The 21,430-nt window shown below is 57.8% G+C and carries 24 protein-coding genes; 11 read left to right on the top strand and 13 right to left on the bottom strand.

Annotated elements, in window-relative coordinates; genetic code table 11:
- The first annotated feature begins 35 nt into the window (after positions 1-35).
- From I5192_RS03710 to I5192_RS03675, 8 genes are all read left to right on the top strand, one after another.
- Positions 36-1,349, top strand: a complete 1,314-nt coding sequence (locus I5192_RS03710; protein WP_223117785.1) for an SPOR domain-containing protein — start codon at positions 36-38, stop codon at positions 1,347-1,349.
- A gap of 18 nt (positions 1,350-1,367) precedes the next feature.
- Complete coding sequence (locus tag I5192_RS03705) at positions 1,368-2,534, top strand: D-alanyl-D-alanine carboxypeptidase family protein (RefSeq protein WP_223117784.1); 1,167 nt, start codon at positions 1,368-1,370, stop codon at positions 2,532-2,534.
- Positions 2,531-3,163, top strand: coding sequence for a dTMP kinase (tmk, locus tag I5192_RS03700; RefSeq protein ID WP_170403915.1), 633 nt, complete (start codon positions 2,531-2,533; stop codon positions 3,161-3,163). Before I5192_RS03705 ends, tmk begins: the two co-directional genes overlap by 4 nt.
- 1 nt (position 3,164) lies before the next feature.
- Positions 3,165-4,283 carry a DNA polymerase III subunit delta' gene (locus tag I5192_RS03695; RefSeq protein WP_170403918.1) on the top strand — a complete coding sequence of 373 codons (1,119 nt, stop codon included), beginning with the start codon at positions 3,165-3,167 and terminating at the stop codon, positions 4,281-4,283.
- Positions 4,283-5,089: a TatD family hydrolase gene (locus tag I5192_RS03690; protein ID WP_223117783.1), complete on the top strand. Its 807-nt coding sequence runs from the start codon at positions 4,283-4,285 to the stop codon at positions 5,087-5,089. Before I5192_RS03695 ends, I5192_RS03690 begins: the two co-directional genes overlap by 1 nt.
- Positions 5,086-5,883: an MBL fold metallo-hydrolase gene (locus I5192_RS03685; protein ID WP_223117782.1), complete on the top strand. Its 798-nt coding sequence runs from the start codon at positions 5,086-5,088 to the stop codon at positions 5,881-5,883. Before I5192_RS03690 ends, I5192_RS03685 begins: the two co-directional genes overlap by 4 nt.
- 44 nt (positions 5,884-5,927) lie before the next feature.
- Positions 5,928-6,860 carry an AEC family transporter gene (locus I5192_RS03680; protein ID WP_170424079.1) on the top strand — a complete coding sequence of 311 codons (933 nt, stop codon included), beginning with the start codon at positions 5,928-5,930 and terminating at the stop codon, positions 6,858-6,860.
- 72 nt (positions 6,861-6,932) lie between these two features.
- The gene (locus I5192_RS03675; RefSeq protein WP_223117781.1) at positions 6,933-7,619 is read left to right on the top strand and encodes a CbiX/SirB N-terminal domain-containing protein; all 687 of its coding nucleotides are present in this window, start codon (positions 6,933-6,935) and stop codon (positions 7,617-7,619) included.
- Positions 7,620-7,643: 24 nt separating this feature from the next.
- Here the strand turns inward: I5192_RS03675 and I5192_RS03670 are convergent, their stop codons facing one another.
- The 5 genes from I5192_RS03670 to I5192_RS03650 all read right to left on the bottom strand — a co-directional run bounded on the left by I5192_RS03670 (position 7,644) and on the right by I5192_RS03650 (position 12,022).
- Positions 7,644-8,642, bottom strand: coding sequence for a GGDEF domain-containing protein (locus tag I5192_RS03670; protein ID WP_170818011.1), 999 nt, complete (start codon positions 8,640-8,642; stop codon positions 7,644-7,646).
- On the bottom strand, positions 8,639-9,226 hold the full coding sequence (locus I5192_RS03665) for a heme NO-binding domain-containing protein (RefSeq protein WP_170397007.1): 588 nt from the start codon (positions 9,224-9,226) through the stop codon (positions 8,639-8,641). Before I5192_RS03665 ends, I5192_RS03670 begins: the two co-directional genes overlap by 4 nt.
- Before the next feature lie 123 nt (positions 9,227-9,349).
- A complete protein-coding gene (locus I5192_RS03660) occupies positions 9,350-10,909 on the bottom strand; it encodes a trimethylamine methyltransferase family protein (RefSeq protein WP_223117780.1) in 1,560 nt (519 codons plus the stop codon).
- 113 nt (positions 10,910-11,022) lie between these two features.
- A complete protein-coding gene (locus I5192_RS03655; protein WP_170424087.1) occupies positions 11,023-11,718 on the bottom strand; it encodes an HAD family hydrolase in 696 nt (231 codons plus the stop codon).
- Between the two features lie 19 nt (positions 11,719-11,737).
- The gene (locus I5192_RS03650; RefSeq protein WP_170424089.1) at positions 11,738-12,022 is read right to left on the bottom strand and encodes a DUF3572 domain-containing protein; all 285 of its coding nucleotides are present in this window, start codon (positions 12,020-12,022) and stop codon (positions 11,738-11,740) included.
- 83 nt (positions 12,023-12,105) lie between these two features.
- Here I5192_RS03650 and I5192_RS03645 point away from each other — a divergent pair, with 83 nt between their 5' ends.
- Positions 12,106-13,512 (top strand): diguanylate cyclase, encoded by a 1,407-nt coding sequence (locus I5192_RS03645; RefSeq protein ID WP_255612032.1) that lies wholly within the window; start codon positions 12,106-12,108, stop codon positions 13,510-13,512.
- 4 nt (positions 13,513-13,516) lie between these two features.
- On the opposite strand, the gene I5192_RS03640 is transcribed toward I5192_RS03645, so the two are convergent.
- Genes I5192_RS03640 through I5192_RS03625 form a run of 4 tightly spaced genes read right to left on the bottom strand, consistent with a single transcriptional unit; the run spans position 13,517 to position 15,400 of the window.
- Positions 13,517-13,990, bottom strand: coding sequence for a periplasmic heavy metal sensor (locus I5192_RS03640; RefSeq protein ID WP_170397015.1), 474 nt, complete (start codon positions 13,988-13,990; stop codon positions 13,517-13,519).
- The gene (locus tag I5192_RS03635) at positions 13,987-14,331 is read right to left on the bottom strand and encodes a hypothetical protein (protein ID WP_170597069.1); all 345 of its coding nucleotides are present in this window, start codon (positions 14,329-14,331) and stop codon (positions 13,987-13,989) included. The genes I5192_RS03640 and I5192_RS03635 overlap by 4 nt, the downstream gene beginning before the upstream one ends.
- A complete protein-coding gene (locus tag I5192_RS03630) occupies positions 14,324-14,938 on the bottom strand; it encodes an RNA polymerase sigma factor (protein ID WP_170403958.1) in 615 nt (204 codons plus the stop codon). Before I5192_RS03630 ends, I5192_RS03635 begins: the two co-directional genes overlap by 8 nt.
- Positions 14,939-14,944: 6 nt before the next feature.
- Positions 14,945-15,400 carry an EF-hand domain-containing protein gene (locus I5192_RS03625; RefSeq protein WP_170403961.1) on the bottom strand — a complete coding sequence of 152 codons (456 nt, stop codon included), beginning with the start codon at positions 15,398-15,400 and terminating at the stop codon, positions 14,945-14,947.
- 221 nt (positions 15,401-15,621) lie between these two features.
- Here I5192_RS03625 and I5192_RS03620 point away from each other — a divergent pair, with 221 nt between their 5' ends.
- Together I5192_RS03620 and I5192_RS03615 are read left to right on the top strand one after the other, a co-directional pair.
- Positions 15,622-16,020 carry a DUF983 domain-containing protein gene (locus tag I5192_RS03620; protein ID WP_170647708.1) on the top strand — a complete coding sequence of 133 codons (399 nt, stop codon included), beginning with the start codon at positions 15,622-15,624 and terminating at the stop codon, positions 16,018-16,020.
- A complete protein-coding gene (locus I5192_RS03615) occupies positions 16,017-16,718 on the top strand; it encodes an NUDIX hydrolase (RefSeq protein WP_170397746.1) in 702 nt (233 codons plus the stop codon). Before I5192_RS03620 ends, I5192_RS03615 begins: the two co-directional genes overlap by 4 nt.
- Here the strand turns inward: I5192_RS03615 and I5192_RS03610 are convergent.
- The 4 genes from I5192_RS03610 to nuoN are packed head-to-tail and all read right to left on the bottom strand — an operon-like array spanning position 16,715 to position 21,417.
- On the bottom strand, positions 16,715-18,382 hold the full coding sequence (locus I5192_RS03610) for a ribonuclease J (protein ID WP_223117779.1): 1,668 nt from the start codon (positions 18,380-18,382) through the stop codon (positions 16,715-16,717). The genes I5192_RS03615 and I5192_RS03610 overlap by 4 nt on opposite strands.
- A complete protein-coding gene (locus I5192_RS03605; RefSeq protein ID WP_223117778.1) occupies positions 18,379-19,158 on the bottom strand; it encodes a type III pantothenate kinase in 780 nt (259 codons plus the stop codon). Before I5192_RS03605 ends, I5192_RS03610 begins: the two co-directional genes overlap by 4 nt.
- A 12-nt stretch (positions 19,159-19,170) precedes the next feature.
- On the bottom strand, positions 19,171-19,920 hold the full coding sequence (locus I5192_RS03600; protein WP_170403973.1) for a biotin--[acetyl-CoA-carboxylase] ligase: 750 nt from the start codon (positions 19,918-19,920) through the stop codon (positions 19,171-19,173).
- A gap of 54 nt (positions 19,921-19,974) precedes the next feature.
- Positions 19,975-21,417 carry an NADH-quinone oxidoreductase subunit NuoN gene (nuoN, locus tag I5192_RS03595; protein ID WP_170397032.1) on the bottom strand — a complete coding sequence of 481 codons (1,443 nt, stop codon included), beginning with the start codon at positions 21,415-21,417 and terminating at the stop codon, positions 19,975-19,977.
- Positions 21,418-21,430 lie beyond the last annotated feature (13 nt).

Genomic DNA, 21,430 nt, shown 5'->3' with positions numbered 1-21,430 from the left:
GCCGGAATGGCCTTGTCAGGCAAGGGATTGAGAAAATGGAGCGAGCTACGGGCACACGCTTTGGGCCACAACGGCTGGCAATTTTGGTCGTGACCATGGCAGCATTGGCTGGATGCGAAGAAGGGCTACTTACAACAGAGGACCCGCCTGAGGATACGGCCGCCGAAGATGCGGACAACACAAACCGGTTCGAACTGTTCCCCGAGGCTGCCGCGACCAATCAGCGCGATGTTGAAGCCCCCGAGGTTTTTCAGGTCACCGAAGCAGGGTTGTGGGACGGGCGGCCATCGCTGGGTGGTATCTGGGTGGCGCACCCTGATGTGACTCAACCCGAGCGGGTGCTGATCAAGAATACAGCCAACAACAAATCGGTAACGGGTGCCCTGTTCCGCCGTGAGCGGAATTTGCCGGGACCCGCGCTGCAGGTCTCGTCATCCGCTGCCGAGCAATTGGGAATGCTGGCTGGTGCTCCAACCAGGGTGCAGGTTGTCGCGTTGCGACGTGAGGCTATTGAAGAACCCCCTGCACCTGTCGCCGCGGAACCTGCCGAAGAGACAGATAGTGCAGAGAGTTCGGAAACAACCGACACCGCAGAAGCGTCGGAAACGGGCGCTGCTGAAAAGCCTCAAAAGCGGAAATGGTGGCAGAAAAAGCCAAGCACCGAAGCAGCGACCGGAGCTGCGGTCGTTGCCGGGGCCGCCGTTGTTGCATCGTCGGATGAAGATGCGCCCAGTGCAGAAGCCCCGACCAATGCAGAAGCACCGACCAGTGAATTGGCCGCGAATGAGGCACCAGCCCCAGAGAAACCGGCCAAACGCAAATGGTGGCAGAAAAAGCCAAGCGACGAGACTGCAGTCGCAGCAGCTGGCGCAGCAACCGCAGCTGCTGCCGGGACCGAATCCCCTTCGTCAGAAACACAGACGGCAGCATTGTCGGATCCCGAACTGACGGCACCGGCTGAAAAACCGGCCAAGCGCAAGTGGTGGCAAAAGAAAGACCCTAACGCAATCACCGAAACGCCTCTGGACCCGATTGCCGGAGCGGCAGCGGCCATCGAGGCCTCTGAACCAACGGCGGCCGCACCAGCGACGGCGAGTGCTGCGGCGACAAGTGGGTTGGCAAAACCTTTTGTTCAGGCGGGCACATTCAGCGTAGAATCCAACGCCAAGAGCGCGGTGGACAAGATCCGGCGCAATGGCATGGCTGCCGAAGTCATGGAACTGAAAAGCGAGGACAAGTCGGTCTGGCGCGTTTTGGTTGGACCCGTTGCAACCCGCGCGGAACGCCGGGCGATGTTGAACGATGTGAAAGACCTTGGGTTTACCGATGCTTTCACGGCGAAGAACTGATCAAACAGGAGGCCCATGATGCTTTCCGCTTTGCGATCCACCACACTGGCCCTCGGGTTGGCGCTGTTGGCACTGCCCGCCCATGCCTTCGACACCACCGCGCGTGCGGCTTATGTGATGGACCAGAAAACCGGCACTGTGCTGTTGTCTAAAGACGCCGATCAGCCTCTGCCTCCAGCGTCCATGTCGAAACTCATGACGCTTTATGTGGCGTTTGAAGCCTTGCGCGATGGCCGTTTGACGCTGGACGAAACTTTGCCCGTCTCGGAGCATGCAATGAGCTATGGCGGCTCGACCATGTTCCTGAACACGCAGGATCGTGTCCGGGTCGAGGATCTTTTGCGCGGGATCATCGTGCTTTCGGGCAATGACGCCTGTGTCGTGATCGCCGAAGCGCTCAGCCCCGACGGAAGCGAAGCCGGATTCGCCCGTTTCATGACTCAGCGGGCGCAGCAGATGGGCATGAACAACTCGAACTTTGCCAATTCCAACGGCTGGCCTGCTGCTGGGCACATGATGTCAGTGCACGATCTGGCAGTTCTGGCCGACCGGCTGATCACCGATTTCCCCGAGTACTATCCCCTGTTTGCCGAAGAAGAGTTCGAATTCGATGGCCGAGCGCCCTCGAACGCGCGGAACCGCAATCCGCTGCTGAAGCTGGATATCGGGGCCGATGGCCTCAAGACGGGCCATACTCAAGAGGCAGGATATGGTTTGGTCGGTTCTGCCAAACAAGGCGACCGACGGGTTGTCTTTGTTCTTTCAGGGCTCGACAGCACCGCCAAGCGCGCAGAGGAGGCTGAGGCCGTGGTTAACTGGTCGTTTCGAAATTTTGTCGAGAGGACAGTTGCCAAATCAGAAGAACCGGTAGCCCAGGCCAAGCTTTGGATGGGGGCGGAAAAGACTGTGGGATTGGTGCCCGAGGGTGATCTGACCCTGCTGTTCCCCGTTTTGGGCGACAAGGACATCAAGGCCGATGTTGTCTATGACGGCCCTATCAACGCACCGGTCAGCAAAGGCCAGCAATTGGCCGAGCTGGTGATCCAACCCGAAGGATTGCCCGAAATCCGCCGCCCGCTGGTGGCGGAAAAGGATGTTCCCTTGGGCGGGTTTGTCGTGCGTATGTTGACCGTGGGTGGCATCGTTCTGAAAGAAGTGATCAACACCCCGCTGGAGCAAATGTGACAGCGCGCGGAACGTTTCTGACCTTCGAAGGCATTGACGGATCAGGCAAGTCCACGCAGGCGCGCCTGCTGGCCGAGCACTTGCGGCATCAAGGCCGCGACGTCGTTCTGACGCGCGAGCCCGGCGGATCGGACGGGGCAGAAGAAATTCGCAGCCTTGTGCTGCAGGGTGATCCGGACCGCTGGTCGGCCGAGACCGAGATCCTGCTGTTCACCGCTGCCCGGCGCGATCATCTTGAGCGCACGATTGAACCCGCGTTGGCAGAGGGCAAGGTTGTGATCTGCGATCGCTTTGCCGACAGTACCCGGATGTATCAAGGTCTGTCGCGCGGCGATCTGCGGGGTTTGGTGGATCAGTTGCACAGCTTGATGATCCGGCGAGAGCCAGATATGACCTTGCTGATCGATATGGACCCGGAAACCGGTCTGTTGCGCGCCAAAGGTCGTCAGGGCACCGAAGAACGATTCGAAGATTTCGGTTTGGATCTTCAACAACAGATGCGGGCAGGTTTTCTGGGTCTGGCCCAAGAATTCTCTGACCGTTTCCACGTGGTCGACGGCAATCGGGACATGGACAGCGTTGCGCGGGATGTGACAGATATTGTCATGGCGTCCCTGCAATTGAGCTGACATGAGCGACGATATCCAAACACCGGATCAGGCCCCTGGTGCCCCGCATCCGCGCGAAACTCTCAAGCTGTTCGGACAGGATGCGGCCCAAGAGGCGTTTTTAACCGCGTATAACTCGGACCGGCTGCACCACGGCTGGTTGCTAACGGGGCCGCGCGGCGTGGGCAAGGCTACCCTTGCCTGGCGCATTGCACAGTTTTTGTTGGCCACACCTCCGGCAGATGAAGGCGGGTTGTTTGGTGCCCCTCCTGCGCCTGAGACGTTGGACATCGACCCGGGCCACCCTGTCGCACACCGTATCCAGGCGGGGGCCGAGCCCGGCCTTGCCGCAATCACCCGGTCCGTCAACGATCAGGGACGGTTGCGCAACGAAATTGTTGTCGATGACATCCGCAAACTGGGCAAGTTCTTCGGCCTGTCCTCTGCCGATGGTGGTCGCCGGGTTGTTATCGTCGATTCAGCGGATGAAATGAATGTCAGCGCCGCCAATGCGCTGCTGAAAATGCTCGAAGAACCCCCAGCGCGCACGACGCTGCTGCTGGTTTCACACCAACCTTCGCGCCTGCTGCCGACCATCCGTTCGCGTTGCCGCACGCTGCGGCTTTCACCCCTTGGCGCAGATGACATGCAGGCCGCGCTAGCGCAGACCGGCACAGAAATCCCTAGTCGGGCCGAGCATTTGGCAGCCCTCGCCGCCGGTTCAGTGGGTGATGCCGTCCGCTTGATCAATCTCGGCGGGCTAGAGCTTTATGCCGAGCTGATTGCAATTCTGGGCTCCCTTCCCCGGCTCGACCGCCAGCGCGCCCTGAAACTGGCAGAAGCGGCAGCTCAGCGGGGGGCTGCCGAACGGTTTGATCTGCTGCTTTCACTGATCGACGTTGCGCTCTCGCGTTTGGCGCTGACAGGTGCAAAAGGTGCCGCCTCCATACCCGAGGCCGCCCCGAATGAGGCTGAAACTCTGTCGCGCCTCTCTAACTCGCAGCACAAGGCCCGCCAATGGGCGGAGGTCGCCGCGCTCATCACGGCGCGCGCACGACACGGGCAGGCGGTGAACCTTGACCCTGCCTCGCTTGTCCTAGATACGGTGTTCAAGATACAGGAAACCGCCGGTCACAGCTGATGAGCCTCACCCCCGAAATTACCGACAGCCACTGCCATCTGGATTTCCCTGATTTCGACGGTCAGTTGGATGATATCGTCGCCCGCGCTGCCGAGGCTGGCGTGACCCGCATGGTGACCATCTGCACCCGGCTGCGCAACGAACCCGCTGTGCGCGCCATCGCCGAGGCTCACGCCCCAGTCTTCTACGCTGCAGGCACCCACCCGATGAGCGCCGCTGATGAGCCGATGGCCGCGGTCGATGAGCTGGTCGCATTGGCTAAGCATCCCAAGTTCGTGGGCATTGGGGAAAGCGGGCTTGATTATCACTACACGGCCGAGTCGGCGGATGTGCAGAAACAATCACTGCGCATCCATATCGAGGCCGCCCAGCGCACTGGCCTGCCATTGATCATCCACGCGCGCGCTGCTGATGACGACATGGCCCGCATTCTGGCCGAAGAGCATCGCAATGCGCCCTATTCCTGCGTCATGCATTGTTTCTCTTCATCGGCTGAACTGGCCCGGGCCGCGCTTGATCTGGGCTTTTACCTGTCCATGTCCGGCATCGCGGCCTTCCCAAGAAGCCAGGAACTGCGCGATATCTTCGCTTCGGCACCTGTTGACCGAATTCTGGTCGAAACCGATGCGCCCTATCTTGCCCCCCCACCATATCGCGGTAAACGGAATGAGCCCGCCTATACCGCACACACCGCCCGTAAAGGGGCTGAGGTCTTCGGATTGGATTACGCAGATTTCGCCGCAAAAACGCAGGCCAATTTTGATCGGCTCTTCACTAAAGCCGCCACATACAAGGCGGCTGCATGAGCGAGCTGCGCCTGACAATTCTGGGCTGCGGGTCATCCGGTGGCGTCCCCCGTCTCGGGGGGCATTGGGGCGATTGTGATCCGGAAAACCCGAAAAACCAGCGGCGGCGATGCTCGTTACTGGTCGAACGGGACGGGCCGGATGGGACTACGTCGGTTCTGATCGACACCTCACCGGATATGCGTAGCCAATTGCTGGACACCGGGACTGGGCGATTGGATGGTGTCGTCTATACGCATTCCCACGCGGACCACATGAATGGGATCGACGATCTGCGGATGATCGTTTTCAATATGAAAACCCGCGTCCCCGTCTGGGCCGATGGTGACACGCAGAACGATCTGCTCAGCCGGTTTGGCTATGCCTTCGTTCAGCCCGAGGGATCGCCCTATCCGCCCATACTCGACCTCAAGACAATCAATGGGCCGTTCGAAATTCCCGGCCCAGGCGGCACGATCCCGATTCGGCCATTTCGCGTGAACCACGGATCGATTGATGCGCTTGGCTTTAGAATGGGAAACATCGTCTATCTGCCTGATGTAGCAGAGCTTTATGATGAGAGCATGACTGAACTGGCGAATCTGGACTGCCTGATTATTGACGCTCTGCGTCGTTCCCCGCATCCAACCCATGCCCATCTGGAAAAGACGCTGGAGTGGATCGACCAATTGAAACCAAAACGCGCCGTTTTGACCAACATGCATATCGATCTGGATTATGCGACGGTCGATGCGGAAACACCGGATCATATCACGCCTGCCTATGATGGCATGGTGATCCGGCACGCCCTGTAAGGCATGCTGCTGCACGCGCTTACGATACCCCGTATGGCGCCGCCATGTTACAAAGCCTGATTGATGTCATCCTGCCGGTGTTTCTGGTCATCGGTGCCGGATACACGGCGACGAGGTTCGGCTATTTTCGCGAAACCCATATCGATGGGTTAATGAGTTTCACGCAGAACTTTGCCATTCCCTGCCTACTGTTTCTCGCCATTGCCAATCTCGATCTCGGCACCAGCTTCGATCCTCGGCTTTTGGTCAGTTTCTATTCAGCAGCTGGTCTGTGTTTTGTCGCTGGTATGATCGGTGCGCGCCTGATCTTCGGACGAGCGTGGGAGGATTCGGTTGCTATTGGATTTTGCTGTCTGTTTTCAAACTCGGTCCTCTTGGGGTTGCCTATTACCGAGCGCGCCTATGGGGTCGAAAATTTAGTTGGCAACTTCACAATCATCGCGTTCCACTCACCCTTTTGCTATTGCCTCGGCATCACGGTGATGGAGGTGCTTCGAAACCGCGGCAACGGCGGAGTGCTGATGTTGAAATCCGTGCTGTCGGCCATGTTCAAGAATGCACTCATTCTTGGGATCTCGTTGGGGTTTGTCGTAAACCTCACTGGACTGGCCATACCCGGAGTTGTGGACGAAGCCTTGAACCTGATCACCCGCGCGGCCTTGCCCGGTGCCCTGTTCGCGCTGGGGGGTGTGCTGGTTAAGTACCGACCCGAGGGCGATCTGCGTACCATTATTTTCGTCTGCTGTATCTCATTGATGCTGCACCCGAGCCTGGTTTGGTTCTTCGGGTCATCTCTGGCGTTGCCGCAAGACCTGTTCCGCTCGGGCGTTCTTACCGCAGCGATGGCGCCGGGGATCAATAGCTACATCTTCGCAAACATGTACGGACATGCCAAACGTGTGGCCGCGTCGTCGGTTCTGATCGGAACGACCGCGTCAATATTGACGGTCTGGTTGTGGCTGACTCTACTGGGATGACGAAATTGCCAACACCGCATTGACTCTGCCCACCAGCAATACATCTATCGCAGAACCTATCCGGAGCCCTGCATGACACACGCCGTTATCGTCGCCCATGGCCAACCCTCGGACCCTGCACCTGCAGAAGCTGCGCTAGTAGCCTTTGCGCGAGAGGTAGATGAGTTATGTCAACGGGTTTCGGTATCGTCGGCCACATTGGCAGCCCCGCAGGCGTTGGAAAATTGCCTTGATGGATTGACCAGCGACACGGTTATCTACCCCTTATTCATGGCGCGCGGCTGGTTTGTCACCAGCGCTCTGCCAAAGCGGATTGGCCAGCGTTCTGTCACGATTCTGGACCCCATGGGTATCGATCCCGAACTGCCTGCCCTGATTACAGCGGCCATACATCAGGAACTGACGAACAGGGTTTGGAGCGCGGCGGACACAGATCTTGTGATCGCTGCACATGGCTCGGGCCGCAGCGCCAATCCGGCCATTGTCGCAAAGGGTTTCGCCGAGAATCTGGGTCGGCTTTCCGCGTTCAATAGCATTCGCACCGGGTTCGTTGAGCAAACCCCATCAATTGCGGACGCCGCCACCGGGTGCGGTGGCAAGGCGCTGTGCCTGCCGTTTTTTGCCTGCACCGGAGGCCATGTTTTGGAAGATGTACCCGAGGAACTTGCCCGCGCCAGCTTTCACGGACACGTAATGCCCGTGATTTCAGAGCTTCCTCAGGTCAAGCGACACATCGCGGCGATGTTGGATACACTGTAGCGAAGCAAAGGGGGGCCACCTGCGTCAACCGGAATGCTGCGCATCCGATAGCTCGCAATAGAAACGGTGGCAGGATCGCCCGCTTCGTTTCGCTGCGTATAAAGCCAGATCGGCGGCATGAAGAATATCTTCGGCCTTGGGCACTTCGAATTGTGTCGAGAGTGCTGTACCAATACTTGCCGATATTCGGCAGGTTGCCCCATCGAACTGCATCGGCTTGCACAGGCGTGAAATCAGGCGCCCTGCAATACCATCAAGCTTTGTACGATCGTTCATGCCCTTAAAAATCAAGACAAACTCATCACCCCCGACTCGGGCAACCGTGTCGTCGCTGCGTGTAACGTCCAGCATGATCTTTGCAGCTTGCTGCAGAACATAGTCCCCTGCAGCATGCCCCAATCGATCATTGACTGATTTGAAGAAATCCAGATCCAGATGCATCATTGCAAAACTCGATTTCGCCGAAATCAAATGCCCTAGAATATGATCCATCGCACGTCGATTTTTCAGCCCGGTCAACGTATCCGTGTAGGCTTGTTCTTCTGCCGCCAGCATCGCACCTTGCAGACGCAAGTTCAGCGAGCGTGACGCTTCCATCGCGGCAGAATTTGCCTCGACCAGATACAACAATTCTATGGCCAGATCAGTGCCCGGGAAATCGGTGCTGGTCAGAGAATAGTCGCGTACCGCATCCAGTATCGAAATTCCAAACGACAGGTTGATGACCGCCCCGCTTCCGCCAGGAAACGGCGCGATCAGACCTTTGAACGCCGTCTGCGGCTGGTCTTGAAACCTGAGATGCAATTTTCGGTCCGGCACCGTCATCAGCGCAGCAATTGTCTTGATGGATCGGGGGCGCACCAGTTCAAAGATATCCAGAAAATTTTGGCCCGCCATCGGTTGATCCGGGCGCAGTTTCTGCAGGGTTGGTCCAACCTGCTCGACCCGACCCTTGCCATCAACAAGAACGAACATCGGGCACAAGGTGTCCAGCAACTGTCCAAGCTCCGCGGTCTTGATCATGATTTACGTGCCCCGAGATCAAAGTGACGCCCTTCGGCAAACGCGCTTTCGATCAATGTGATCGAAATCACCTCGGCCCCGCTTTGGTGACCTTCATTGGATAGGATCACCAGCGCGCCGTAGTCATCCGCCATGGCGCGCAGCACACCGGTCATGACGCTGGAATATCCCGGCAAATCAGCAGAGCAGTGCAAGTGATATTCTCCGGGTGAATGTTCCTGCAATTCCAAATCAGGCAACCTCAGATCCGACACGGCAAGGCGGACACGATCCGACAGGTCATCAAGCGAATGCAAAAATTCCAAATAGGTTACCCCGCCAAAACGCAATAACCTGCGTAGATCTTCCATGTTCGAGTGTGAGACCAGATAAGTGCCCAAATCCTCAAGAAATTCGGATTTTGGGCGGTTCAAGTCAGCGCACAAAGCGTCGAGCACTCGGGTCGATATCTCCGTGTCATAGATCAACATCGCCTCGAACTCGTCAAATCCCAGCCCGGCCGTATGAGTCGCGCGCAACCAGCATTGACGCCCGTAGGTGGCGCAGACAAAGGATTGGATCGCCCTGTTGATCAGCCCGTGCATGTGTCGCCTCAGATTGAAAGACACTCTCAAGTGATCGCAGAAAGCTTAACAAACACCCAAAATCCGATACGGGATTATGAGAATCCGATCTAATCCCAAACTGAAGGGCGGATTGGGCAGCGATCAGAAATCGGTCGGCGCACCGTCTTCGGCCTTGCGGCGCTCAACAAACTCGGCCAGCTCCTCGCGGATCGCCTCATCCATCTTCGGGGCATCGAAATTGTTCACGATCTCCTTAAACATCCGATGGGCACGTTCCGCAGTCCAGATACCACCAGCTGCTTCCCAGGCTTCGAAGTTTTTCCAGTCACTCAGGAACGGCTGATAAAATGCGGTGGTATAGCGATCTTGCGTATGTTGGATGCCAAAGAAATGCCCGTCGTTTCCAACAGACCGGATCGCTTCAAGGGCGATGTCATCCGGGCCCGTCGCTGTCAGTTCCGGCTGCATATACCGCTGAATCTGCTGCAGGATTTCGCAATCCATGATGAATTTCTCGGGGCTTGCGATAAGGCCTCCTTCAAGCCAGCCTGCCGCATGATATACCATGTTGGTGCCTGACTGCACCGCCGCCCAAAGGGAATTCGAGGTTTCCCAAACCGACTGCCCATCGGGCACATTTGCCGCGCAAACACCCGAGGACCGCATAGGCAAGCCATAATACCGTGCCATCTGCCCAGTCATCTGGGTCGAGCGCATGTATTCCGGTGTCCCGAATGCAGGCGCACCGGATTTCATATCGACATTCGAAGTAAAGGTCCCGATCACGCATGGAATACCCGGGCGAACGTACTGAAACAACGCAATCGCGCACAGCGCTTCGGCAAGCGATTGTGCCACTGCGCCAGCCATCGTCACAGGGGCCATCGCCCCGGCCAGAGTGAAAGGCGTCACGACAATTGCCTGCCCACGCCGCGCCAACCGCAGGCAGCCATCGATCATTGGATGGTCGTGTTTCAACGGTGAGGTCGAGTTGATGTTAGTGTACATCCGGGGCGTGGCCTCGAATTCCTCGTGGCTCAGGCCACCCGCGATACGCACCATCTCCATCACGTCTTCGACGCGCTCTTTCCCCAGCGAATAGGCATGCATTGCCTTATCAGTCAGGGTCAGCTTGTCATAAAGCACATCAAGGTGCCGTATGCTGGCGTGGATATCGACCGGCTCAACCGGATATCCACCTGCAAAGTGGATACAGTTGAAGTATTGCGTCAACTTCAGCAGGTCCTGACACATCCGCCGGGTGCCGGGCACTTTTTTTCCGATTTCCATGTCCCAATAATTTGGTGGGGATGAAACATTGCCGAACAGAATGGTCTTGCCACCAATCTCGATCTGATGCTCCGGGTTGCGCGGCGTGATGGTAAATTTGCTGGGCGCCTTGCCCACCATTTCCATCACGAAATCCCGGTCCATGCGGACGTTGTCGCCGGAAATTGTACAGCCCGCCTTGCGCAGGATCCCGATGGCTTCCTGATTGTAGAACTCGATGCCGATCTCTTCGAGAATCCGCATGGCACCTTCGTGAACCGCTTCGATCCCCTCGGGTCCCAACGGCTCGATTGGCTTGTCGATGTTTGTGGGCGGGTTCCAGGGCATCTGCTCGATCACCGCCGCGCCGCGCCTTGCGGCTGCACCCGCGCGTCCACCACCGCGACGTTTGCGTGTCTTGCTCTCAGCCATCACCATCCTCCGCGCTTTCACTCCTATGAAAGCCCCGAAGATTCAGTATCGCCGTTCTGTCTGCGACAAGAGTTGTCGGTTTTATTATCCAACCCGGCGATTTGGAACCGAGATTATTCGGTTTTCGACAACCAGCCGGGAATGTGCCCGATGTTGGGCAAGACGACATCCGCCAGCGGTTCGAGTGTTTTGGCCGTCGCCATGCCGGTCAGAACCCCGATGGTGACCATCCCTGCGGCGCGTCCCGCCTCTAGATCGTGAAGACTGTCACCAACCATCGCAACACGAGATGGCGCGACCTCGACATGCTGAGCAAAGGCCAATAGCTGCCCCGGACCTGGCTTGTAACCATGTCCGCTGTCATATCCGGCTACAAAATCAAAATGGTCCCGCACACCAACGGACTGCAGGTGCTGCAGGGCCGGCATTTCAGCATCGTTCGTCGCAACGCCCAGTTTCAGCCCGGCGCGCCGCAGCTCGGCAAGGAATGGTGCCAAGGGAACGGCTTGGATCTGCTCTGCGTTCGCTGACGCCCGGTTGAGTGTTTCGATCAGGTGCCCCAGAGATACCTCAGGCAAATGCGGTGTCAGGGCTGCAGCAACTTCATCGACCGTTCCGGCGATGACTACGCTATTCGGGTCGTAGCTCTCTTGTTCAAAATCAAATCCGATGGCCTTCCCCAACTCGGTCGCGCGCTGCACATCTCCATCAGAGAGCTGCAGCATCGCGATACGCCCGAACGCACCCCAAGTGGCTGCAAAATCAAAAAGAGTACCGTCCTTGTCGAACACGAGGGCGTCGATTGCCATGAAACAAATTTCCTTTGGGTTAGGTCCAGTGCATATCCGAAACTCCGGACAACGCGGCACGGGCTTGACCCGGCTCTTCGTAGGGCACGGAATTGGCGTCACAAAAAGCGATCACCCATGAATCGTCAAGCAACAGAAAGTCCAACACAGACCCAAGAAATTCTGTCTCACCCGCACGGTCGCGCAAATCTTGTTCCGAGGCACCTGTCGCCCCCAGGAAAACGGGCAGCAACTCATCATTTCCCACCAGCCAGCCCAGCACATTCAGGGCCAGAGTTTCAGCGGAATTGGCGGAGATCGGCATAAACTGGCCTCGGACAATGTGTTGGAAAGGGTTTGTTAACCAGACTCATAAACACTTTAGCAACGCATGCAATCAAACGGTGAATGGCTATGTCTGTACAAGGCACCATACTCGTCCTCGACGGTGTTTCGACCAATCGCATAATGCTCAAGGTTCAGTTGACGGCCGCCTGGTACCATGTCGTGCAGGGTGAGAAACTGGCCGGGCTTGGTGCATTGCTGCGGCGGACACGGCCTGATCTGGTTCTTACAGCGCAAACTCTGCCCGACGGAAGCGCTGCGGATGTTAAGAAAGTGATGGCGGCAGATCCTGCTCTGATCGATGTGCCGATTGTTGCGATTGCACCGCAAAACGACAAAGCAGCGCGTTTGAAGGCACTGTCGGACGGGCTGGATGATGTGCTTGGCTATCCGTTCAAGGATACACTTCTATTGGCCCGCGTGCGCAGCTTGTTACGTGCGCGCGCCGAACGGCAGGAATTAAACATCGAAGGTTCGGCCCAAACCATTGGCTTTGGCGAGGCGCCACAGGTGCTGATCGCCCCGCCATCGACGGCAGAGATCGCGATCCTGACGCAAACAGTTCGAACCAGCGCGTTGTGGAGTAATGCTCTGACCCATCAAACCCGGCATCGTGTGACCGGCCATACTCTGCCTGATCTCAAAGGCATCCTGTCCGGGACGATCCCGGACGCGATTGTTGTTGAGCTTGCACCGAATAGCTCGGGGCGGAACCTACTGGCAGATCTTCGGTCGCGCGGTGCGACACGAAATACGGTGCTGATCGGTGTGTTGCCGGATGATAATCCCGCACTTGCGGCCGAGGCGCTGGACCGAGGCGCTGATGCGGTCTGCATGGGCGGGTTTCAGACAGATGAGATATGCTTGCGGCTTGAAACTTTGATCGCCCGCAAGACCCGAGACGACAGATTGCGAGCGACATTGCGCAGGGATTTGGCCGAATCCCTGATCGATCCGCTGACGGGACTGTTCAATCGCCGCTATGCGATGCGCGCGCTGGACCAGATCGCGCATCAGGCCCCAGAAACGGAACACGGATTCGCCGTGATGCTGGCCGATCTGGACCACTTCAAGGCAATCAATGACCGTTACGGTCACGCCGCGGGGGATTTGGTTCTGACCGAAACCGCGAAAAGGCTGCGAGTCGTGATAGGAAAAACCGGTTTTGTCGCGCGTATCGGCGGCGAAGAGTTCATGATCGGGCTACCGAATACCTCAACCGACCAAGCGCTGAAGCAAGCGAAACAGATTTGTGAAACAATTTGCGAAAAACCTTTTCAGCTGCCGGATCGTCCGGCCCCAGTACCCGTAACGATCAGCGTGGGGGTGAAATTATGTACCCCGCCCGAACTCTCTCATCCAGGCGAAGCAGACCCGGTTGGTCGATTGATCAGCTCGGCGGACAAAGCACTTTATGCCGCCAAAAAAGCGGGCCGCAACCAGGTACAGATTCGGCAAAGCGCAGCGTGACTAGTCAGTCCCGTTTTTTGTGTTTGCGCGGGCCGCGTTTAACCACGTCCTCCAGCCGGTCCGCGTAAGCGGCACGTTGGTCATCATTCATGGCCGAGATCTGGGCCAGCCATTGCTGATGAAGCGCAGTCTGCAGATCAGCAGTTGCCTTCGACTGCTGTGCCAAAAGACTCGCAACCGCTGCGGGATCGAAAGGCACGGCCCTAAGCACTTGACTAAGAGCAGTAAAATCCTGCTTGCGCCGATGTGATCCTTTTCCGCGCAGGTCCGACAACTCACCCCTCAGAGCCTTTCGATCCGACTTTGGCAGCGCATAATACAGCGCCGGGCCAAATCCCGGAGGCGCATCGGCATGAGCGCTTCCTTTAAAGCGCAATGCCGCACCCAAAATGACTCCGACAATCAGCAGATTCAAAGCAAGAGAGACAACCAGCAATATCGGCATCCATTTGCGTTTGGGTGCGGGATGATCGCTCATTCTGCATCCTCCAGATAGTTTTCGTCTAAATTCAGATCGGCCATCAGATAGGCCGTCTCTTGTGAGATGAAATAATCAACAGGGTCCGGCAAGAAGGTCGGCGCGGAGAACCCGATCCAGACGCCAGCTGCGCTTGCGGCCACAAGACCGCTCAACCCTTGCCACCCCCCGATAACGCCTATCTTTTGCCGCCATGTCCGCCGCTGCGGTCTTGCAGTCCGGGCCAGACGTATGGCTTCGGCATCCGTTTCGATGCGAACAGCCAGATCGTCGGGAAGCACATCCCGCGCCGCACGCGCCTGTGCAAACAGATGGTCGAGTTCGTTATCTTGATCAGCCATGTTCGTACCCCAGTTCATCCCGACGCCCCGCCAGTATCGCGGTAAGAGATCGTTTGCCACGCGCGGTCAGGCTTTCAACCGCCTCGACCGAAATATCCATGATCCCCGCGATTTCGGGATTGGACAATTCTTCGATGTGCCGCAGAACCACAGCCTGCCGCTGCCGGTCCGGCAAATGCTCCAATGCAGCCTGCAACGCGTCCTTGCGGGCACTCTCCTGCATCTGGTCGACCACACTGGCAGTCTCATCTTCGGGTTCGGCCACATTGTCCAACGCTTGAGGCCGCTTTTTCCGGCGCAAGTCCACACATAGATTCAGTGTTACGCGATAGAGCCAGGTCGATAACTGCGCCTGCCCCGGCACCCAGTCAGGTGCCATCTTCCAAAGGCGCATCATCGCTTCTTGCGTCACGTCCTCTGCTTCTGCTGGGTTTCCCAGCATTCGCAAAGCCACGGAATAACTTCGCGGCCCCAACCGCCCGGTCAGCAGGCGGGCCGCCGTAGCATCGCCATCAGAAAACCGGCCCAGCAACTCTTCGTCGCTGGGCTCGGGCATGGCAGGTGTTCCGCCATGCTCGATGTCGGGATAAGAGGTCAGATCCTCCATCCCGCATCAGTTGTTGTCGGTGTCCGACTTCTGATGCCGCTTGTGTTTCCGGCCCATTTTGTCTTTTGCATCCGCGTATTCCTGTTCTGAGATCGAACCGTTGCCGTCGGCATCGATGCGCTCGAACATCTTGGAGGCGCGGCGCGGCTTCGGCAATTCATCTTCGCTAAGGAAACCATCCGCATTTGCGTCGTGCTTTTCGAACATCTTGGTGACACGCTCGTTGGCCTTGGTCTGCGCCGCAGCCTGCATTTCTTCGACGCTCAGTTGGCCGTCGCCATCCGTATCGGCAGCGGTGAATTTCTGGTTGCGATGTGTCTCGATCTCGGCCTGAGTCACCTGCCCGTCCCCGTCGGCATCCAGTTCCTGAAATGTCGCACGCGGGCCCTTGGCCAAAGCGGAAGTGCCGGTCACAGTAACTGCAGCTACGACGATTGCCGAAATGAAGCTTTTGGTTTTCATTACATAGTTCCCTGAATTTGGCGGCCATTTGCCGCTGTTGATACCTATTCAAACGCGGCTTGGGCGGGTTTCCGTCGCTTCCGGCACAACTTTTTTTGCTTTATTTGAAACGCCAATAGAAAATGATACGCTAAGCAGCAGCGCCACAAAGCGACGCACCCCCCTTTTCCGTTGGGTCTGATCCTGCCTATATGCCTCCAGGAAAGATGCGCGAGATACATATGATTGACCAAACTATTGACAGTTCGCTCGAAGAAGACCGCCCAACAAAACCCGCATTGATCCGAGGGTTCCGGTGCAAATGCCCGAATTGCGGTGAGGGTGCGCTGTTGCACAGCTATCTCAAGGTGAATGACACCTGTTCGGAATGCGGGGAGGAATTGTTCCATCATCGCGCTGATGACGGCCCGGCCTACCTGACGATCCTGCTGGTGGGGCACCTTCTGGCACCCGCCCTTCATGTCTCTTACGTGCAGTGGCGTCCCGATCCATGGACCATGGCGATTGCATTCTCGATCGGCTGCGTCGCGCTATCCCTGTTCCTTCTGCCCCGTCTCAAAGGGGCCGTTGTCGCCTATCAATGGGCGCGGCGGATGCACGGGTTTGGCAAGGCCGGATGACGGCGGATAAAACCGCAATCCGGGATGCTGCTACCGTAATCGTATTGCGTGATCGGTTCACAGACCCGTCGATCCTGATGGGCCAACGCGGTGCCAAGGCTGCGTTCATGCCGAACAAATTCGTATTCCCGGGCGGCGCGGTTGATGCTTCCGATGCAGGCATCCCGCTCAGTACGCCATTGCCCGATCTATGCACCGATCGCCTGTCACAACAATCAGCGCCAAACTTGCAGACCTCTCTGGCTGTCGCGGCGATCCGAGAGTTGTGGGAAGAAACCGGGCTTGTTCTGGGACAACAAGGGAATTGGCAAGGCGCGATCCCGGCCGATTGGCAAAGCTTTGCGGCGATGGGCTACCTGCCGTCTGCGGAAGCACTGCAATTTGTCTTTCGCGCAGTCACACCACCGGGGCGACCCCGCCGGTTCGACGCCAGGTTCTTTCTGGTCGATGCGGACGCGATTCAGGGGGATCTTGACGACTTCACGCATGCCTCGGACGAGCTATCGCATTTGCAATGGGTCAAGATCAGCCAAGCGCGAGAGTTCGACCTGCCCTTCATCACCGAAGTTGTTCTGGCCGAAGTCGCTGCCCGTGCAGAGGACCCGAACCCGCCTGAAACCGTTCCCTTCTTTCTCAACAACGAAGAGGCCAGCCTTTTCCTGCAGCTTCGGGGCTATCCGATGCCCTATGCAGATTAACGCATTCGGCTAACAACCACTGTTACCTCGGGTTTCTTGCCGATCTCGGCCTGCGCGGTCTGACGTGCGATCCGGCGCAACCCTTCTTCCAGTTTGTCGTCATCACGCAGCGTCTTTGCGCCCGCACGCATCAGGAACTGGTTCAGGTCCTCTTCCAGCACCTCAATCAGCCCCGCGCGGGATGATCCCGTTTCGGGCAGGCCCATCGTATCGCACCACGGCTCACCCAGCGGTTCGTCTTCTTCGTCCAATATCACGGTGATGATGATATGGCCGTTCAGCGCCATCCGAATCCGGTCGCGCACCACGCCGTCCAAGGCGCCGATTTTGACTGTACCATCCAGATAGGTCCGGCCAGTCTCGATATAATCCGCCACTTTGGGCGCATTCCCAGTCAGATCCAGCATAGTGCCGTTAACAGCGAGAATCCCAGTGCGACCACCCGTTTCGGCCAGTTTGGCATGCTCACGCAAGTGGCGGTGTTCGCCATGCATCGGGATGACCATCTGCGGATCGATCAGGGCGTGAACCTTCTCAAGATCAGGCCGGTTGGCGTGACCCGAGACGTGATACAGACCAGAGCTGTCATCGACCACATCCACGCCCTTCTCACTGAGCTGGTTCATGATGCGGATTACGCCACGTTCATTGCCGGGAATAGTCTTGGACGAGAACAGAAACAGATCGCCCTCTTTCGCTTCTAGCCCGCGATATTTACCACGCGCCAGTTGAGCGCTGGCCGCGCGGCGCTCGCCTTGGCTGCCAGTCACAATCAACATCAGGTTCGCGCGCGGCACGTCGACGGCCTCTTCAGCGCTGATAACCTTTGGAAAATCGGTCAGGATGCCGGTCTCGGTCGCCGCCTCGATCATACGCCGCATCGCACGACCCAGCAGTACGACCGAACGGCCGGCTTTCTGTCCCGCCTCTGCCAGCGTTTTCACGCGTGCCACGTTCGAGGCAAACGTGGTTGCGATGACCATGCCGCTGGCCTCTTGAACCAGACGGGTGATCTCGGGGCCGACTTCGGATTCCGAACGCCCGGGATGGCTTGAGAACACATTGGTACTGTCACAGACCAACGCTTTGACGCCGGGCTTTGCCACCTCGGCCCACAGATCGGGATCGAATGGTTCGCCCACGACCGGGTTGGAATCGAGCTTGAAATCCCCCGTATGCACCACGCGTCCGGCAGGCGAGTCGATAACGAGCCCTGCACTTTCAGGGATGGAATGCGAAACCGGCAGGAAGCCAACGGTAAACGGGCCAGCCTTGATCTGTTCGGGCCATGGAGACGCAGTTTGCACCGCCTCGGTCGGGTGGCCGCGTTCTTCCATCTTGCGACGCGCGATATTGGCGGTAAAAGCGCGCGCGTAGACCGGCGCGCCCAAAGCCTCATAACAGTGGGCCACCGCCCCGACATGATCTTCGTGCGCGTGAGTGACAAAAACTGCTTCCAGCTGATCGGCGCGCTCTTTCAACCAGGTGATGTCTGCAAAGATCAGATCCACGCCGGGCGAGGTGTCCATGTCCGGGAAGGCAACGCCAAGATCCACAAGGATCAACCGCTCTTGCCCCGGCTTACCGTAACCATAGACATAGGCATTCATGCCGATTTCGCCTGCACCGCCCAGCGGCAGATAGATCAGTCGTTCACTGCTCATGTTGAGCCATTTTCCTTGTTATAGCGATGTATCACGGTCAACCCGTGCATCGTCAGATCATCCTCGATAGCGTTAAAACCCACGTCAGCCTGATCAAAAAGAGGCGCCAGGCCCCCGGTACCGACGACTTTCATCGCCATTCCGTATTCAGCTTTCACGCGCGAGATCAGCCCTTCGATCAGGCCGGAATATCCCCAATACACGCCGGACTGGATACAGCCAACCGTGTTTGTTCCAATCACTTTTTCGGGCCTCGTGATGTCGATATGCGGCAACGCCGCGGCACCCTGATGCAGTGCCTCAAGGCTCAGGTTCACGCCAGGGGCGATGATACCACCGACGTAGGCGCCGTCGGCTGCGACCACGTCGAAATTCGTGGCGGTCCCAAAGTCAACCACAACCACATTGCCGCCATGGCGGTCGAACGCCGCCGCCGCGTTGGCCAACCGGTCCGGACCGGGCACGGTGCCTTCGTCCACGCGCGGATTGACCGGCAGCAGGCAATCTGGCTTGCCAACAACAATCGGCCGGCATCCAAAAAAGCGATCAGCAAAGACCCGCAGGTTGAACACCACGCGTGGCACGGTTGAGGCGATGATCACATCCGAGATATCAGCTTCGATACCGTAGTGTTTCACCAAGGTTGAATACCAGGTGAAATAGGCGTCCGCTGTGCGGGCATGGTGGGTTGAGGTGCGCAGAGTGCACAGAAACTTTTCGCCATCCCAGATCGAGAAAACGGTGTTGGTATTGCCGCAATCAATCGCCAGAAGCATCCCGCGCCCCTTTCAGAAGTAAACATCCGCAGCCGGAATGCTGACCCGGCCCTTGGCGGTGTTTAGGACAAGGCTGCCACCCACGTCTACCGTTTCGAAGGTTCCAACCGTTTCGGACGTGGCTGTACGAGCGGTTATGACTTCGCCCAACCGCGCTGCTCGGGATAGCCAGGCTGTGCGGATCGGTTCGAACCCGTAGGTCATGAACTGGGTCTCATAATGCGCATAAGCTACCGCCAGTTCGGTCAGAAAATCCTCGGGGGTGGTGAGCGCGCCGGTTTCCGAGAGCAGAGAAACAGGTCGCACCGCTCCGGCTTCGACGCGATCAGTGCCCGGTGCCTCGGACAGGTTCACCCCAACCCCTATCGCCAGATGTGACACCCCCCGGCCCTGCCCCGTGCTTTCTAGCAGGATACCCGCTAGTTTTCCGCCGTTGAGCAGCACGTCATTGGGCCATTTCAGTGCCAAACCTACTGCGCGCCCTGTTACCGCCACACAGGCATCATACAGGGCGAGCGCTGCGACAAAACTTCGAAGGGCCGCCTGTTCCGGATCACCCGGCGGGCGCATCAGCAAAGTCGCTGCCAGATTACCTTTGGGGTTGGCCCAGGCTCGCCCGCGCCGACCACGCGCGGCGGTCTGATGATGGGCCATGATCCAGACCGGACCGGTCGCTGTTGGCGCAAGCCGCACCGCCTCATTCAGAGTACTGTCGACTTCTTTCAGTATATGCAGGCCATATCCCTGCGGCCATTCGCTCATGTCAAAAAGGCCCGGTCGCGCGACCGAGCCTCGGTTGATCGAAACGCGGCAGTATCAGTTGACAAGCGTCGCCGCAGCAGCTGCAGCTGCCCCTTCCACACCGAACTGATAAAATACGCCAATCAACATCAGAGCCGCAGAGCCCATCAGCGCTGCCCACAAAACCGGGGTCGAGCGGATCTCGATCGGGTCTTCATTCTCCGCCCCGAAATACATGTAGAACACGATCCGCAGATAGTAGAACGCACCAATGACCGAGGCGATGGCCGAGACGATCACCAGCCCGAACAGGTCGGCATCGATACCCGCTTGCCAGACGCCGAACTTGGCGAAGAAGCCCAGCATCGGTGGCACGCCCGCCAGACTGAACATCAGGATCAGGACCGCCAGAGCTTTGCCCGGATCGCGCTTCGAGAACTGACGTAGCGCATCAATATCAGTGACCGGTTTGCCATCACGCTCCATCATCAGGATGAATGCGAAGGTTCCGATATTCATCGTCACATAGATGGCCAGATACATCAGCATTGCCTTGATGCCCATCTCGGTCCCGGCGGCCAGTCCGATCAGAGCGTATCCCATATGGGCAATCGACGAAAACGCCATCAGCCGCTTGATGTCACGCTGCCCGATGGCCGCAACCGCGCCCAGCAACATCGACAGGACCGAAAGCAGCACGATCACTTGCTGCCAATCCTTGATCACGCCTCCGAATGCGTCATGCATCAGGCGCGCGAACAAGGCCATCGCAGCCACTTTCGGAGCGGTGGCGAAGAACGCGGTAATCGGGGTCGGTGACCCTTCATACACATCCGGCGTCCACATGTGGAACGGCACGGCCGAGACCTTGAAGGCCAGACCCGAGATCATGAACACCAGGCCAAACAGGAGGCCAATCGAGACATCTCCATGATGCACCGTTTGGATGATGCCCGAGAACAGCGTGGTGCCGGTGAAGCCGTAAACCAGCGACGCACCATAGAGCAGCAAACCAGAGCTCAACGCGCCCAGCACGAAGTATTTCAGACCGGCTTCGGTGGATTTGGCACTGTCGCGCCGCAAGGCGGCGACGACGTAAAGTGACAGCGACTGCAGCTCAAGCCCCATATAAAGCGACATCAGATCGCCTGCGCTAACCATCATCATCATGCCTACAGCCGCAAGTGCGACCAGCAGAGGATATTCAAAGCGCAGCAGATCGCGGCGCGCCATATATTCCTGGCTCATCAGCAATACCGCAGCGGCAGACAGCAGAATCGCAACCTTTGCAAATCGAGCAAAGCCGTCATCCACAAACATGCCGTTGAAGGCCACGTTAGTACCTTCGCCATTCATCGCAATCCAGATTGCCAACACCGCCATCAGACCTGAAGTGGCCCAGACCAGCATGGGAGCCAGAGCATCCTTGGTGGTGTAGACAGCCCCGATCAGCGCCGCCATCGCATAAATTGCCAGAACAATTTCCGGCAGGATGATTGTCAGATCAGCCTGGATCATGTCTCCAAAGCCC

The organism is Ruegeria sp. SCSIO 43209 (assembly GCF_019904295.1).
Classification (GTDB): Bacteria; Pseudomonadota; Alphaproteobacteria; order Rhodobacterales; family Rhodobacteraceae; genus Ruegeria.
The sequence above is the reverse complement of the archived record's forward strand: the minus strand, read 5'-3'. Positions and strand labels throughout refer to the sequence as shown.

Excerpts from the sequence above, each read along its gene's own strand:
- I5192_RS03710 (WP_223117785.1), top strand. The coding sequence starts at position 36 with ATGGAGCGAGCTACGGGCACACGCTTTGGGCCACAACGGCTGGCAATT.
- I5192_RS03705 (WP_223117784.1), top strand. The coding sequence starts at position 1,368 with ATGCTTTCCGCTTTGCGATCCACCACACTGGCCCTCGGGTTGGCGCTG.
- I5192_RS03695 (WP_170403918.1), top strand. The coding sequence starts at position 3,165 with ATGAGCGACGATATCCAAACACCGGATCAGGCCCCTGGTGCCCCGCAT.
- I5192_RS03690 (WP_223117783.1), top strand. The coding sequence starts at position 4,283 with ATGAGCCTCACCCCCGAAATTACCGACAGCCACTGCCATCTGGATTTC.
- I5192_RS03685 (WP_223117782.1), top strand. The coding sequence starts at position 5,086 with ATGAGCGAGCTGCGCCTGACAATTCTGGGCTGCGGGTCATCCGGTGGC.
- I5192_RS03680 (WP_170424079.1), top strand. The coding sequence starts at position 5,928 with ATGTTACAAAGCCTGATTGATGTCATCCTGCCGGTGTTTCTGGTCATC.
- I5192_RS03675 (WP_223117781.1), top strand. The coding sequence starts at position 6,933 with ATGACACACGCCGTTATCGTCGCCCATGGCCAACCCTCGGACCCTGCA.
- I5192_RS03670 (WP_170818011.1), bottom strand. The coding sequence starts at position 8,642 with ATGATCAAGACCGCGGAGCTTGGACAGTTGCTGGACACCTTGTGCCCG.
- I5192_RS03665 (WP_170397007.1), bottom strand. The coding sequence starts at position 9,226 with ATGCACGGGCTGATCAACAGGGCGATCCAATCCTTTGTCTGCGCCACC.
- I5192_RS03660 (WP_223117780.1), bottom strand. The coding sequence starts at position 10,909 with ATGGCTGAGAGCAAGACACGCAAACGTCGCGGTGGTGGACGCGCGGGT.
- I5192_RS03655 (WP_170424087.1), bottom strand. The coding sequence starts at position 11,718 with ATGGCAATCGACGCCCTCGTGTTCGACAAGGACGGTACTCTTTTTGAT.
- I5192_RS03650 (WP_170424089.1), bottom strand. The coding sequence starts at position 12,022 with ATGCCGATCTCCGCCAATTCCGCTGAAACTCTGGCCCTGAATGTGCTG.
- I5192_RS03645 (WP_255612032.1), top strand. The coding sequence starts at position 12,106 with ATGGCTATGTCTGTACAAGGCACCATACTCGTCCTCGACGGTGTTTCG.
- I5192_RS03640 (WP_170397015.1), bottom strand. The coding sequence starts at position 13,990 with ATGAGCGATCATCCCGCACCCAAACGCAAATGGATGCCGATATTGCTG.
- I5192_RS03635 (WP_170597069.1), bottom strand. The coding sequence starts at position 14,331 with ATGGCTGATCAAGATAACGAACTCGACCATCTGTTTGCACAGGCGCGT.
- I5192_RS03630 (WP_170403958.1), bottom strand. The coding sequence starts at position 14,938 with ATGGAGGATCTGACCTCTTATCCCGACATCGAGCATGGCGGAACACCT.
- I5192_RS03625 (WP_170403961.1), bottom strand. The coding sequence starts at position 15,400 with ATGAAAACCAAAAGCTTCATTTCGGCAATCGTCGTAGCTGCAGTTACT.
- I5192_RS03620 (WP_170647708.1), top strand. The coding sequence starts at position 15,622 with ATGATTGACCAAACTATTGACAGTTCGCTCGAAGAAGACCGCCCAACA.
- I5192_RS03615 (WP_170397746.1), top strand. The coding sequence starts at position 16,017 with ATGACGGCGGATAAAACCGCAATCCGGGATGCTGCTACCGTAATCGTA.
- I5192_RS03610 (WP_223117779.1), bottom strand. The coding sequence starts at position 18,382 with ATGAGCAGTGAACGACTGATCTATCTGCCGCTGGGCGGTGCAGGCGAA.
- I5192_RS03605 (WP_223117778.1), bottom strand. The coding sequence starts at position 19,158 with ATGCTTCTGGCGATTGATTGCGGCAATACCAACACCGTTTTCTCGATC.
- I5192_RS03600 (WP_170403973.1), bottom strand. The coding sequence starts at position 19,920 with ATGAGCGAATGGCCGCAGGGATATGGCCTGCATATACTGAAAGAAGTC.
- nuoN (WP_170397032.1), bottom strand. The coding sequence starts at position 21,417 with ATGATCCAGGCTGATCTGACAATCATCCTGCCGGAAATTGTTCTGGCA.